13 protein-coding genes are annotated in these 12,997 nt (G+C 65.2%); 6 read left to right on the top strand and 7 right to left on the bottom strand.

What is annotated here, in order from left to right; translation table 11 throughout:
- Positions 1-182: 182 nt before the first annotated feature.
- A complete protein-coding gene (purL, locus tag GTZ99_RS07265; protein ID WP_161717577.1) occupies positions 183-2,354 on the bottom strand; it encodes a phosphoribosylformylglycinamidine synthase subunit PurL in 2,172 nt (723 codons plus the stop codon).
- Between the two features lie 217 nt (positions 2,355-2,571).
- Between purL and GTZ99_RS07260 the strand changes: the two genes are divergently transcribed.
- From GTZ99_RS07260 to queA, 6 genes are all read left to right on the top strand, one after another.
- Positions 2,572-3,057: a YbjN domain-containing protein gene (locus GTZ99_RS07260; RefSeq protein WP_161717576.1), complete on the top strand. Its 486-nt coding sequence runs from the start codon at positions 2,572-2,574 to the stop codon at positions 3,055-3,057.
- Positions 3,058-3,243: 186 nt separating this feature from the next.
- Positions 3,244-3,513 (top strand): exodeoxyribonuclease VII small subunit, encoded by a 270-nt coding sequence (locus GTZ99_RS07255; protein WP_161717575.1) that lies wholly within the window; start codon positions 3,244-3,246, stop codon positions 3,511-3,513.
- A gap of 10 nt (positions 3,514-3,523) precedes the next feature.
- The gene (locus GTZ99_RS07250; protein ID WP_161717574.1) at positions 3,524-4,426 is read left to right on the top strand and encodes a polyprenyl synthetase family protein; all 903 of its coding nucleotides are present in this window, start codon (positions 3,524-3,526) and stop codon (positions 4,424-4,426) included.
- Positions 4,426-4,932 carry a pantetheine-phosphate adenylyltransferase gene (gene coaD, locus GTZ99_RS07245; RefSeq protein WP_161717573.1) on the top strand — a complete coding sequence of 169 codons (507 nt, stop codon included), beginning with the start codon at positions 4,426-4,428 and terminating at the stop codon, positions 4,930-4,932. Before GTZ99_RS07250 ends, coaD begins: the two co-directional genes overlap by 1 nt.
- Before the next feature lie 229 nt (positions 4,933-5,161).
- Positions 5,162-5,881, top strand: a complete 720-nt coding sequence (locus GTZ99_RS07240) for a peptidylprolyl isomerase (protein WP_161717713.1) — start codon at positions 5,162-5,164, stop codon at positions 5,879-5,881.
- Positions 5,882-5,908: 27 nt separating this feature from the next.
- Entirely contained in the window at positions 5,909-6,958 is a 1,050-nt protein-coding gene (queA, locus tag GTZ99_RS07235) for a tRNA preQ1(34) S-adenosylmethionine ribosyltransferase-isomerase QueA (protein WP_161717572.1), read from the top strand.
- Here queA and GTZ99_RS07230 read toward each other — a convergent pair.
- The 6 genes from GTZ99_RS07230 to GTZ99_RS07205 form a co-directional block, all read right to left on the bottom strand.
- The gene (locus tag GTZ99_RS07230; RefSeq protein ID WP_161717571.1) at positions 6,941-8,374 is read right to left on the bottom strand and encodes a patatin-like phospholipase family protein; all 1,434 of its coding nucleotides are present in this window, start codon (positions 8,372-8,374) and stop codon (positions 6,941-6,943) included. The genes queA and GTZ99_RS07230 overlap by 18 nt on opposite strands.
- Positions 8,375-8,608: 234 nt before the next feature.
- Complete coding sequence (locus GTZ99_RS07225) at positions 8,609-8,830, bottom strand: hypothetical protein (RefSeq protein WP_161717570.1); 222 nt, start codon at positions 8,828-8,830, stop codon at positions 8,609-8,611.
- A 23-nt stretch (positions 8,831-8,853) separates the two neighbouring features.
- Complete coding sequence (locus GTZ99_RS17015; protein WP_161717569.1) at positions 8,854-9,954, bottom strand: FUSC family protein; 1,101 nt, start codon at positions 9,952-9,954, stop codon at positions 8,854-8,856.
- A gap of 96 nt (positions 9,955-10,050) precedes the next feature.
- Entirely contained in the window at positions 10,051-10,938 is an 888-nt protein-coding gene (locus GTZ99_RS07215; RefSeq protein WP_161717568.1) for a DUF1838 family protein, read from the bottom strand.
- An 8-nt stretch (positions 10,939-10,946) separates the two neighbouring features.
- Complete coding sequence (locus GTZ99_RS07210) at positions 10,947-11,882, bottom strand: MBL fold metallo-hydrolase (protein WP_161717567.1); 936 nt, start codon at positions 11,880-11,882, stop codon at positions 10,947-10,949.
- The gene (locus tag GTZ99_RS07205; RefSeq protein ID WP_161717566.1) at positions 11,879-12,916 is read right to left on the bottom strand and encodes an alpha/beta hydrolase; all 1,038 of its coding nucleotides are present in this window, start codon (positions 12,914-12,916) and stop codon (positions 11,879-11,881) included. Before GTZ99_RS07205 ends, GTZ99_RS07210 begins: the two co-directional genes overlap by 4 nt.
- Positions 12,917-12,997: the final 81 nt, after the last annotated feature.

Below are 12,997 nucleotides of genomic sequence, written 5' to 3'. Positions count from 1 at the left end.
CCTGCGGCGCGGCGATCTGGCGCGAGGCTGATCCCATTACGGGGATTGCAAAGGGTGTAACACCCTTTGCCCGCCGGAGGCATGAGGACGCCCGCCAGAGGCACAACACCCCCCAAACGAAAAAACCGGAGGCGCGGACATCCCGCACCCCCGGCCTTTTTATGCATCCGAATGAAGGGCGCTTACGCCTCCATCCACTCCTTGAAGAAGGCCTCGTTGGCAGCCTTCAGCTGTGCCACCGGCACGCCCAGCAGCTCGGCCCCGCCCACGGTGCCAAGCCGGGTCGCGCCTTCCAGCGTGACATCGGCGGCGGTGGTCACGACATAGCGCGACTGGTCCTCGCCAAAGGCCTGGGCGGTGTTCAGCGTCACGTCCAGCTTGGCGCCAAGGCCCGAGGCCATCGCCATTTCGGCCAGCGCGACAGCCAAACCGCCGTCCGAAATGTCATGCACGGCGGTGGCCACGCCATCGCTGATCAGCTGACGCACGCTTTCGCCATTGCGCAGTTCAACGTCCAGATTGACGGTGGGGGCGTCGCCCGCCTCGATCCCGTGGATTTCGCGCAGGTACACCGACTGGCCCAGATGCGAACCTTCGGCGCCGATCAGCCAGATCACCTCGCCTTCCGCCTTGAAGCGGATGGTGGCGTTCTTGCGGTGGTCCAGCATCAGGCCCACGCCGCCGATGGCGGGGGTGGGCAGGATGGCGCTGCCGCCGCCCGTGGCCTTGGACTCGTTATACAGCGACACGTTGCCCGACACGATGGGATAGTCCAGCGCGCGGCAGGCATCGCCCATGCCGTTCAAACAGCCCACGATTTGCGCCATGATTTCAGGGCGCTGCGGGTTGGCAAAGTTCAGGCAGTTGGTGATCGCCAACGGCGTGGCACCCACCGCGCAAATGTTGCGCCAGGTTTCGGCCACGGCCTGCTTGCCGCCCTCATACGGGTCGGCATAGCAATAGCGGGGCGAACAGTCGGTGCTGATGGCCAGCGCCTTGTCCGTGCCGTGGATGCGCACAACGGCCGCATCGCCACCCGACTTTTGCAGCGTGTCGCCGCCGACCTGCGAATCGTACTGCTCCCAGATCCACTTGCGCGAGGCCAGATCCGGGCAGGCGATCAGCGTCAGCAGATCACCCGCGATGTCGCTGCTTTCGGGGACGGCGGGCAGGGCGGGGACATTGGCCCACACCTTATAGTCTGCCGCCGCCAGATAGGGGCGGTCATACTGCGGCGCGTCATCGGCCAGCGGACCCAGCGGGATGTCACAAACCACTTCGCCGTTGAATTCCAGCACCATGTGGCCGGTGTCGGTCACTTCACCGATGATGGCAAAGTCCAGCTCCCACTTGCGGAAGATCGCTTCGGCCATGGCTTCCTTGCCCGGCTGAAGCACCATCAGCATGCGCTCCTGGCTCTCGCTCAGCATCATTTCATAGGGCGTCATGCCCTCTTCGCGGCAGGGCACATTGTTCATGTTCAGCCGGATGCCCGCGCCGCCCTTGCTGGCCATTTCGACCGAGGACGACGTCAGACCGGCCGCGCCCATGTCCTGAATGGCGACGATGGCATCGGTGGCCATCAGTTCCAGGCAGGCCTCGATCAACAGCTTTTCGGTGAAGGGGTCGCCAACCTGCACGGTCGGGCGCTTTTCCTCAGACTTTTCATCGAAATCGGCGCTGGCCATGGTCGCGCCATGGATGCCATCGCGCCCGGTCTTGGACCCGACATAGACGATCGGATTGCCCAGACCCGTGGCCGCGCAATAGAAAATCTTGTCCGTTTCGGCCACACCCACGGTCATCGCGTTGACCAGAATGTTGCCGTCATAGGCCTTGTGGAAATTGGTTTCGCCGCCAACGGTGGGCACGCCCACGCAATTGCCATAGCCGCCAATGCCGGCAACAACGCCCTGCACCAGATGCTTCATCTTGGGGTGGTCGGGGCGGCCGAAACGCAGCGCGTTCATATTGGCCACGGGCCGCGCGCCCATGGTGAACACGTCACGCAGAATGCCGCCAACGCCGGTCGCGGCGCCCTGATAGGGCTCGATATAGCTGGGGTGGTTGTGCGATTCCATCTTGAAGATGGCGGCCTGACCATCGCCAATGTCGATCACGCCCGCGTTCTCGCCGGGGCCGCAGATCACCCAAGGCGCCTGCGTGGGCAGCTTCTTGAGGTGCAGACGGCTCGACTTGTACGAGCAGTGTTCGGACCACATGACCGAAAAAATGCCCAATTCCACAAGGTTGGGCTCACGGCCAAGGGCTTTCAGAACGGTGTCGTACTCCTCCGGGCTCAGCCCATGGGCAGCGACGACATCCGGGGTGATCTGTGAAGTTTGAGCGCTCATGCGCGCGCCTTTAGCTGCCTTGCGCGCCCTTTGCCAGACCCAAGCGGCACGTTTTTGCGCTGTGCGTCGTGCGGAACGGAGGCTTCTCTGGCGCGATGCTGTCGTTTCCGATCATTTTGCGTTCAGGTGGTCCGTGGCAGGTAATTCGTGCAAGACACGCCACTTGCTTTGCATTAATTCGGTTTGCATCCATCGCAGACCTTGGGGGACATATTCTATGCTGCGTTCGTTTATCGGTGCCGCTGCGGTGCTGGCCAGTGTTGCTTTTTCGCCCGCCGCCTCTGCCCAGCAAAGCTCGGGACAGATCCGCGCGTCCAATCCCGATTCGGTGGTGGCGGCCTTGCAGCGGGCTGGCTATCGTGCTGATTTCTCGCGCGATAGTGGCGGCGATCCGATGATCACCAGTGCGTCTTCGGGCAAGACGTTCATCATCTTTTTCTATGGTTGCGACAGCGGCAACGCCTGCAAGAGCATCCAGTTCTATGCCGGTTTTCCAGGCGCCCGCAATGCCAGCTTTGAGGCGTTGAACACCTGGAATGCCAAGCGCCGCTTTGGCCGGGCCTATCGCGCGGACAATGGCGCGGCCCGTGTCGAAATGGACATCCAGCTGACCAATGGCGGCATTTCGGATGCTTTGTTCACCGACAATCTGGACCTGTGGACCAGCCTGATGGCCAAGTTCGACACCTATGTGAACAACTGATCCATACCGCCTTCCTTGTACGAAAGGGCGTCCTGCGGGGCGCCCTTTTTGTTGTCAGTGATAGCATTATGGACGCGTTATAATGCCCACAACTTGCGCTCATCCCCAGCCTTGCGCGCTGACCCAAAGGGTAGGGCGCGCCAGCGGCCTTGACCGGGGCGATGCCACCGGCCAAAGCTGTGCATTATGAACGAGAACACCCCTGCTGCCGGTGACGACCGTATCGCCGGATTGAGTTTCGAAGAGGCGCTGCGTGCGCTGGAAGATGTCGTGCGCCGACTGGAAAGCGGCGATGTGGCATTGGACGAATCAATCGACCTGTACGAGCGTGGCGAAAAGCTGCGCGCGGCCTGTCAGGCCCGGCTGGATGCGGCGCAGGCCCGCATCGAACGCATTGTTTCCGCCCCCGATGGCTCGCCCGCTGGCACGCGCCCGCTGGATGCCCCCGCAAGCTGAAGGTAATCCCATGGCTGTTGTGACTGACACGCTGCTGGCAGACGGTTTGAAGCGCATCCAGCGCGAGATCGACGCCGCGTTCGATTCGATGCTGCCCTTGCCCGCCGACCCGCGCAGCCGCCTGATCGAGGCGATGCGTTACGCCACGATCGGCGGGGGCAAGCGGGTGCGGCCTTTGCTGGTGGCTTCGGTGGCCGAGCTGTACGGCGTGGACCGTCAGGCCGCGATCCGCGCGGGCGTGGCGATCGAAAGCGTGCATGTCTATTCGCTGATCCATGACGATCTGCCCTGCATGGACAATGACGCCATGCGCCACGGCAAGCCCACGCTGCACATCGCCTTTGACGAGGCGACGGCGGTGCTGGCGGGCGACGCGCTGCAATGCTTCGCGTTCGAGGTGTTGGGTGATGTGGCGACCAGCGGCGATCCCTTTACCCGGATCGAACTGGTGACCACGCTGGCCGTGGCCAGTGGCCATAACGGCATGGCGGGCGGCCAGATGATGGACATGGCGGCTGAAAACAGCAGCTTTGACCTGCCCACCGTCACCCGCTTGCAGCAGTTGAAGACCGGGGCGCTGTTGGGCGCGGCGGTGGAAATGGGCGCCATTCTGGGCAAGGTGCCGGTTGAGGGGCGCAAGCATCTGCGCGCCTATGCCCGCGACATCGGCCTGGCGTTCCAGATCGTCGATGACCTGCTGGACCACGAAGGCGACGAGGAAGCCGCTGGCAAGGCGCTGCGCAAGGATGCCGAGAAGGGCAAGGAAACCTTTGTCTCGCTGTTGGGCGCCGACCGCGCCCGCGAACAGGCCCGCCTGTTGATCGATCAGGCCATCGGCAGTCTGGCGGGCCACGGGGCAGAGGCCGACATGCTGCGCGCGCTGGCCCGCTTTATCGTGGAGCGGAATTTCTGATGCGCATCGGCGTCTATCCCGGCACGTTCGACCCCATCACGCTGGGCCATGCGGACATCATCCGCCGCGGGGCCAAGCTGGTGGACGAGTTGATCGTGGGCGTTACCACCAACCCATCGAAAAACCCGATGTTCACGCCCGCCGAACGCATCGCCATGGTCGAGCGCGAGGTGGCCGATCTGGGCATCGCCAATGTGCGGGTGGTGGGGTTCAACGCCCTGCTGATGCGCTTTGCCGAAAAGCAGGGGGCCAGCGTGATCGTGCGCGGCCTGCGGGCGGTGGCTGATTTCGAATATGAATATCAGATGGCGGGCATGAACCAGCAGTTGAACGCGGGGATCGAAACCGTGTTTCTGATGGCGGACGTGTCATTGCAGCCCATCGCCAGCAAGCTGGTCAAGGAAATCGCCCTGTTCGGCGGCGAGATTGACCGTTTCGTCAGCCCTGCGGTGCGCGCCGATGTGCTGGCCCGGATTGCCCAGACCGGGCGGTTGGGGGATTATTAAATCGCGCGGATACTGGCGTTTGGCGCGGCTTGTTCATCGCAGCGTCATACGCCGATTGCCACGAGGGACCGGGGCGGCTATCTCATGTTCCGCCTGTGGCGGTTGTCGCATGTACCGTCTGTGGCGGTTGTCGCCAGTATCGCCTATTTGCCAAGAGAGCTGCATGACCCGAGCTTTGACTGTTACCGCCGCCCGTCGTCTGGCCCTGATCGTGGGTTTGTCGGGGGCGATGCTGGCCACCAGCGCCTGCGCGCACAAGGGGCGCCCCGCGCCTTTGGGCAAGGTGAACCCCACCGCGCCCGCCTCGACCCTGTCGGCCAAGGTGGATCAGGACATCGCGCATGATCCTGACAACGTGCTGTTGCTGGACCTGTCGAACGGTGGCCGGGTGGCGATCCGTCTGGTCCCGGCCTGGGCGCCCACCCATGTCGAGCGGATCAAGACGCTGGCCAAGCAGGGCTTTTACAACGGGGTGATCTTCCACCGCGTGGTCGATGGCTTCATGGCGCAGACGGGTGACCCGACGGGCACGGGTGGCGGTGGTTCGCCGCTGCCCGACCTCAAGGCGGAATTCAATTCGATGCCGCATGTGCGCGGTAGCGTGTCGATGGCGCGTACCGATAATGAGAATTCGGCCAACAGCCAGTTCTTCATCACCTTTTACCCGCATTTCTCGCTGGATCGGCATTACACCAATTTTGGCCGCGTGATTGCGGGCATGGAAACGGTGGACGCGATCATGCGCGGTGAGCCGCCCGCGAACCCGACCAAGATCCTGCAGGCCTCGCTGGCCAGCGAGGGCAAGGCGCGCATGTTGCCGCCGCCCCCGCCGCCGCCCGCCGCCGCGCCCTCGATCGTAGAACCGGCCGCGCCCAAGCCTGCGCCCGCCAAGCCCGCGCCGGCCAAGGCTGCCCCCGCCAAGGCCAAGCCCGCCCCCAAGGCGCGCTGAGCCGGGCAGCGATGCGCCGGAACTGCCATGCGGGTTGATGCGTTTGATTTCGATCTGCCGGCCGACAACATCGCGTTGCGGCCGGCAACCCCTCGTGATGCGGCGCGGCTGTTGCTGGTGCCGGGCGCGGATGGGGATCTGCGCGATCTGAGCGTGCGCGATCTGCCGTCCCTGTTGCGGGCGGGCGATGTGCTGGTGTTCAACGACACCCGCGTCATCCCGGCGCAGTTGGAGGGGCGGCGCGTCTCGGCCAGTGGCGAGGCGCGGATTGGCGCGACGTTGCACAAGCGGATCGATCTGCGCCGCTGGCAGGCCTTTGTCAAAAATGGCAAGCGGGTAAAACCGGGCGATATCATTCACTTCCCTGCCGATGTTCAGGCGGTGGCCGAAGATCGCCACGAGGATGGCAGCTGGACGCTGGCCTTTGCCGGGGACGAGCCGGTGGAGGTCTTGCTGGAGCGGGCAGGGACCATGCCGCTGCCGCCCTATATCGCCGCCAAGCGCGCCCAGGACGAGGCCGATCGGCGCGATTACCAGACGATGTTCGCGCAAAAGGATGGCGCGGTGGCCGCCCCTACCGCGGCGCTGCATTTCACCCCGGAACTGACCGCAGCGCTGGACGCGGCCGGGGTGGAGCGGGCGTTCCTGACGCTGCATGTGGGGGCAGGGACGTTCCTGCCGGTCAAGGTGGACGACACCAACGAGCACCAGATGCACGCCGAATGGGGCACGATCGATGCCGCCACCGCCGACCGGTTGAACGCCATTCGCGCGAACGGAGGCCGGGTGATCGCGGTGGGCACGACCTCGCTGCGCCTGCTGGAAAGCGCGACAGGTGAGGACGGGATCATCCGCCCGTTCAGTGGTGACACCTCGATCTTTATCACGCCGGGCTATCGCTTCCGCGCGATTGACGGGCTGATGACCAATTTCCACTTGCCCAAATCGACGCTGTTCATGCTGGTTAGCGCACTGATGGGCCGCGAGCGGATGCAGGCGGTCTATGCCCATGCGATCGCCACGGGTTACCGCTTTTACTCCTATGGCGATTCCAGCCTGTTACTGCCCCAAGGGTAGGGGGATGCGGCTGTTGGTCTGCAGCGGCGCGCTTTTGATCGCATCGGGCGCGGCCTGACTTTTCAGGTTCCATTGCATCAGATTGCCCCGCTTGCGGCCATAGTCGATGACGCAGGCCATGTAGTTGGGATAGAACTGCAAAGGTTTTGCTGTCTTTTTGTCCTGCGCGAACCAGTCACGGCAGGACTTCGCGTCATAGATGTGGTCATCGGGGGCGTCCATGTCCGGGCTGCCGCCCATGTCCTGCTTGCCCGACAAATAGGCCATGCGCAGCGTCTTGGCGCCATATTCCACCTGGCCAACCGACAACTGATAGACTTGCGTCTCCAGAATGTCCTCGGCCGTGCGCTCCAACATCCTGTACAAACTCCATTTGTTGGTCGGCAGGTCGGGGTTGCCGGGCGTTGCCGGCTCGATCGCCAAGCCGTTGTTCACCAACAGCGTCACATCATAGCCATCCGACAGATTGGGCAGGAACACGCCATAACGGGCGCCGCCGTCGATAAACATGTGCTCGCGGGTGGCTTCGCCCTCGTTCATGCCGTTGACGTCAATCGCCCGATAGCGCAGCGTGACGGGCATCGCTCCACCCGGCACCGACGAGGACGCCAGCAAGGTGGAGACATAGGTGGCGCGGGCCGCATCGATCCGCTTGGGGCTGGCATCGCCATCATAGGCATCCAGCGCCAATTCCGTCATGTCGATCGCATAGCCATAGCCGTCATCGAAATCCGTGACGCCGACCAGCAGCACCCGACCGTGACAGGCCTCGACCGCGACCTGCCGCAAGGTCTCGCGCGAGATCAGCGCCATCAGGCGTTTGCGCAGCGGATCCAGTCGCCCGGCGCTGCCGTACCAGAACTGACCCATAAGCCCTGACCAATGGGTGCGGTTCAGGATCTGCTTTTCCGCCGTGATCGAATAGGCCAGCGCCAGATCGCCCAATTGGCTGGACCGCTTGGTCAATGGCTGGCCGCGGCCGCTGCCCGGCAGGCTGCGCATGGTGGCTACCTGCGGGTTCAACCACTCATAGGTGCGGTCCGCCGCAACCGGCTGTTTCGCCAAAAACAGGAATGTCGCCTGCAAGGCGCCGGTGCTGATGCCGGTGATGACTTCGGGGGAGTCGGGCAATTGGCCAATGTCCTGCAGGCCCAGCAAAAAGCCCGCGCCAAATGCCCCGCGCATGCTGCCGCCGGACAGCACCACAGCCCGATGGTTCAGGGGGCGTGCATCGCGGGACGGGTCAGCATTCGCGTCCGGCGTGGTGGTCAGTTTGGCACAGGTGGCCCCATGGACATCGGCATAGCGGTTGCGTGCCGCGGTCAGCGCCTTGACGAAATCGGATTGCGCGATCTTGCTTTCGCGCGTGGGTTGCTGGTGCAGGTTGGCGGCCAGCCGTGTTCCGCGCAAGGGCATGCTACCCTGAAGCGGGGGGCGCACATGCGGGATGCATCCTGTTGTCAATCCAAGGATTGACCCCGTCGTCAGAATTGCGCGAATCAAGAGTGCGTTGCGGGATGTCGTGCTCATAGTGCGCGAAGATATATTCCGCGCAATCTAAGTAAACACCTTTAGTTTGTTTCCGCTGATTTTAAACAATCATCCGCTTTATTGGAATTATTTGCATTTTTGTTGGTAAAATGCGCTCGCTCAGTGCGAGCAACGTGCCGCCAACAGCGCGCATCCCACCAGTACCAGCAACGCATAGCCCAATTGCCCCCAATTGCGCGCGGGCTTGGCCGGCCGAGCGTCAGACTGCCCCGACGTGTCCGGGCGCGCGCGCCAGATCGCCGGGCGCTTGGCCTTTTCGGCGGCCTTGCGGCGGCGCATGAACTCTTCCAGATTGGTGATCTTGTTGTCGTTGTCGTCCATGGGGCCACTCTGCCGTTCAGATGTTAATGCGCGGTTGGCGTCAGACGCCGGGCAGCCCACGCGCGCACGCGGGGGCCATGCATCACCATGCCAAACGCCACCGCGATGCTGCACCCGACCAGCGTGTCGTACAAGCGCGCCGCGATCAACGCGCCCGAGGCGACCTCGCCCAGACGGGGGGCTTCGGCGATCAGGATGGCCAGCGGGGTGATGAACACCGTGGCCAGCCCGTAATGGCGGGTGATGACGATCTCGACCAGAAAAGTCAGCCCGCCGATCAACAGCGCGATGCTCCATCCGTTCAGTGGCAGCGCCAGAATGCCCGCCGCCAAGCCCAGGCCCAGCACGGTGCCGATCACGCGGTGCGCGTGGCGCGTCCACACCTTGCGCAGGGACACCGCCTGAATGACCGCGATGCAGCTGACCGGGGCCCAGAACGGCTTGTCAATGCCCAGCGCCAGCGCGGCGGCCAACGACACGCCCGCCGCCAGCGCGATCATCGCCGGTTCAAACCACAGCACCAGCGGGGGCGGGGTTTGCGCCTGTACCGCGCGCGGGTTGCGCCGCCGCACGATATAGATGGAATAGAGCGCCCCCGTCACCACCGCCAGCGCCGCGCCCAGAAACAGCGTGCCGACATGGGCGGGCAATTGCGCCGGATCGCCGCCGGTAAACAGGCCGATGGCGGCGGCCATGGTAAAGAACATCGCGGCCGGGGGGCCTTGGTTCAGATATCGGCACCCGACCGAGGCGGCAAAAGCCACCACCATCACCACCGGCACGCCCAGCCCGACCGAATGGCCGCCCAGCGCCGCCACCCCCGCGCCCACCGCAAAGGCCAGCGTCAAGCCAAAGGCCACCGCCATCAGCGTCAACAGCTTGCGCCGCAGATCGGTGTCGCCCAGATAGACAAAGCTCATCGTGCCCAGCGCGGCCATCACGCCCACATCCATATGACCCAGCCCATGGCCAAGCGCCACCGGCAGGCCAGAGGTGATCCCGGCCACCACCGGCATTTGCCAAGGGCGCTGGCTGGATTGGATCTGGGTGATTTCGGCCCATTCTGCGCGCAGACGGGCGACAATGGGCATCTCGGGCGAACTGTCGGGCATGGTATCAGTCACCCGGCCACAGTGCCGCGCGCCTCCCGCCGTGGCAAGGGGGCGGGCTTTGCCTTAATGGCGCGGGGGCGGATTTTATGGCCGCCCCCGCGCGTTTGCTCAGTTGCGATAGGGGCTTTGCGCGCGGGTAAAGGCATATTCGGGCTCACGCGCCAGACGCGGCTCTTCTTCCTCGACCATGGCCAGCCAGTCCTGCGGCATGTCGGACAGGCTGGTGACCTTTTGCCCGACAGTGCGGATCGTCTGGTTGCCCGAACCTTGCGGCATTTTCAGCCAGCGGGCGTAATTGGCCACGTCCGACCCCTGCACCCAGCAGGTGGCGTTGGTCACCTTGGGGTTGAGCGCCTCTGCCGCGGGTGAGAACAGGATCGACAGGTCGTTGACATCGCGGTCCGCCTGGCCTTCGGTCTGGACATGGGCGGCGGTGTGGGTGCGGAATGCCACCATCTCACCCACGCGGTACAGGCGGTCGGTGGCGTGGTGCAACTGCATCATCGCGCCGCCCACTTGCGCTGGCAGGTCCAGCGTGTTGTTCGGATCATAATGCGCCTTGGTCGGGCCGACGGGCGTATAGGGGATGGAGATGTCCTCGTTGGTGATCGGGTTGCGGAAGGTGCGCAGCCGCTTGCCGGTGTTCAGGTCAAAGCGGAAGCCGACCTCGGTCTGGAGCACATCGACGCTGCCATCGGCATTTGGCGTCACCTTCATCGCCGAACCGAACAACAGGCCGAACAAAGGCGTCAGTTTGGCGCCCTGCTGGGCATAGGTTTCGCCGCGCATCCACCACCAGATATAGCCCGCATCGGTGCGGAACCGCATGCGGCGGATCATCGCGCTGCGTTCGGCATCGGTGGTGGGCAGGGCGTTGAGGGCGGGGGCAGCGGCGGCGGCATTGGCCGGGGCAATGCCGCTGGCCAGCGCCAGCCCGCCTGCGCCCATGCCCAGCGCGCCGCCCATCAGGGCGCGGCGGTCGATTGAATTGGTCATGCTTTCTCCTATTGTCGCGCCGGATCTTGGCGTCCGGCCTGTAGAATTTTGGTCAGCCGCGCGGCGAAACGGTCGGCCAGCGCGATGCAGCCGTTGGTGTCGCGCCACGCCGGGCTGGCGGGGTGGTCAATGCTGGCGGCCAGACGCGCGTCGGCTTCGGCATGTTCGGGATGGGTGGTCAGGACGATGTCGCAGGGTTGCGCGCGCAGCCGGTCCAGCCCGCGCCGGAATGCCGCCACCACCCCCGCGCGGCCCGGCGCATCATAGCGATAGGCCCCGGTGGCCAGCGGGTTCAGGCTGCTGGCAAAGACGATGGTGGCGCAATCACGCCCAGCTGAACCTGCGCCATCACAACTGCGCCAGCGATAGGACAGGCTGCCCGGCGTGTGGCCCGGCGTGGCCATCACCGTGAACGCCACCCCGCCGATGCGCAGCACCGCGCCATCGCCCAGCACCCGCACCCCGCGAAACGGCGGAAAGGGCACGATGGTGGCGCGTTGCGGATCGTCCTCATCGCTGATCCCGCGCGCCAGCGTGGCGGCGGTCCATGCGCTGCCATAGACCCGCGCGCCGCTGGCCCGCACAATTGCCGCAACCCCGCCCGCGTGGTCATAATGGCCCTCGGTCAACAGGATGGCACGGATGTCGGACAGGCGGCGGCCCCGCGCGGCCAAGGCTTGCGCCAGCACCGGCACCGATTGCGGCAGGCCCGCATCGATCAGCACCAGCCCCTGCGGCGTGTCCACCACCCCCACCGACAAATGTGCCGAACCGTACAGCCACGTCCCCCCATGCACCCGCACCGGCGCCTGCGGCGCCATCCAGCGGGCGTTGTTGGCGGTATCGATGGGGCGGGTCAGCGGATCGTCCACCGGCCCTGCGCCCACCGCCGCCAGCCAGATCAGCGCGGCGGCGGACAGGCGGGCCAATAGGGGGCGGGTCATTTGGTGGGGGCTGGTTTGGCGCTTAGAAAGCCGTTGGCCGCGATCCACCAATAGAACTCCTCGATCCAGTGGTCGGTCGTCAGGTTCTGTTGCCGCATGCCAAAGCCATGGCCGCCACGCTGATACAGGTGGACTTCGGGCAGATAGCCCGCGCCCGCCAGCGCGGTCTGGAACCGGGTAAAGCCCACGCCCGCGATGGCATCATCCTGCGCGCCCGCCATGAAGATCGGCGGCAGCGCGCCCGGCGCCGGGGTGGGGGCAGGGCGCAACCACGGCTCGGCCGGGGTGCCGGGGGGATAGGGCAGGTTGGCCGCGGGCAGCGGCGGCAGCGGCCAGAGGAACGGCATGCCATAGATCAGCCCGGAGAAATTGGCGCGCTTGGCCGGATCGGGATCGATCGCCATCATCCCCGACACATGCCCCCCGGCCGAAAAGCCCACCGCCCCCACGCGTTGCGGGTCGATGCCATATTCGGCGGCGCGGGCGCGGATCTGGCGCAGGGCCTCGATCCCGTCGGCCGCGCCCGCCGCTCCGCCCAGACCGTTGGGGAAGCTGGCCTGATTGCGCTGCCGGTGGGCCTCGATCGCCTCGCCGGGGCGGCGATAGGTGGTGCGGTATTTCAGCACAAAGGCGGCAATGCCATGTTCGGCCAGCCATTGGGCCACCTGCGTCCCTTCGGATGTCATCGAGAGGAAGCGGAAGCCGCCGCCCGGCGCCACGATCACCGCCGCGCCGGTCGCCTTGGTCGGATCGGGCAGATAGGGGGTGTAGGTGGGGACCGAGACATTGAACAGCCACGCCCCGTCATGCTCCCACAATTCGGGCGTGCCGGCGGGAATGGCGGCGGGCCAGTCCTTTGGCCCATCGGGCGTGCCGTTCCACACCGGCACCGGGGGCAGGACGCGCACGATCGGCGACATCGGCCGCACCCCCGCCTGTCCGCCGATGACCGGCTGCGCCTGCATGGCGGGGGCGCCGGCCATCATGGCGGCGGCAAGGGCGACGCCAATGGCGCGGGATAGCTTGCGGGACATAGGGGCCTCTCCTGCGGGGAATATCAGCCCGCAGGATGGCGTGTTACGCCGCGCCGACAAACACGCGCTGACGCCTGTCCG

This window comes from Novosphingobium ovatum (assembly GCF_009909235.1).
Taxonomy (GTDB): Bacteria; Pseudomonadota; Alphaproteobacteria; order Sphingomonadales; family Sphingomonadaceae; genus Novosphingobium; species Novosphingobium ovatum.
The sequence above is the reverse complement of the archived record's forward strand: the minus strand, read 5'-3'. Positions and strand labels throughout refer to the sequence as shown.

What these genes read in the sequence shown, in the direction of transcription:
- purL (WP_161717577.1), bottom strand. Translation starts at nt 2,354, where the DNA reads ATGAGCGCTCAAACTTCACAGATCACCCCGGATGTCGTCGCTGCCCAT.
- GTZ99_RS07260 (WP_161717576.1), top strand. Translation starts at nt 2,572, where the DNA reads ATGCTGCGTTCGTTTATCGGTGCCGCTGCGGTGCTGGCCAGTGTTGCT.
- GTZ99_RS07255 (WP_161717575.1), top strand. Translation starts at nt 3,244, where the DNA reads ATGAACGAGAACACCCCTGCTGCCGGTGACGACCGTATCGCCGGATTG.
- GTZ99_RS07250 (WP_161717574.1), top strand. Translation starts at nt 3,524, where the DNA reads ATGGCTGTTGTGACTGACACGCTGCTGGCAGACGGTTTGAAGCGCATC.
- coaD (WP_161717573.1), top strand. Translation starts at nt 4,426, where the DNA reads ATGCGCATCGGCGTCTATCCCGGCACGTTCGACCCCATCACGCTGGGC.
- GTZ99_RS07240 (WP_161717713.1), top strand. Translation starts at nt 5,162, where the DNA reads ATGCTGGCCACCAGCGCCTGCGCGCACAAGGGGCGCCCCGCGCCTTTG.
- queA (WP_161717572.1), top strand. Translation starts at nt 5,909, where the DNA reads ATGCGGGTTGATGCGTTTGATTTCGATCTGCCGGCCGACAACATCGCG.
- GTZ99_RS07230 (WP_161717571.1), bottom strand. Translation starts at nt 8,374, where the DNA reads ATGCCCTTGCGCGGAACACGGCTGGCCGCCAACCTGCACCAGCAACCC.
- GTZ99_RS07225 (WP_161717570.1), bottom strand. Translation starts at nt 8,830, where the DNA reads ATGGACGACAACGACAACAAGATCACCAATCTGGAAGAGTTCATGCGC.
- GTZ99_RS07215 (WP_161717568.1), bottom strand. Translation starts at nt 10,938, where the DNA reads ATGACCAATTCAATCGACCGCCGCGCCCTGATGGGCGGCGCGCTGGGC.
- GTZ99_RS07210 (WP_161717567.1), bottom strand. Translation starts at nt 11,882, where the DNA reads ATGACCCGCCCCCTATTGGCCCGCCTGTCCGCCGCCGCGCTGATCTGG.
- GTZ99_RS07205 (WP_161717566.1), bottom strand. Translation starts at nt 12,916, where the DNA reads ATGTCCCGCAAGCTATCCCGCGCCATTGGCGTCGCCCTTGCCGCCGCC.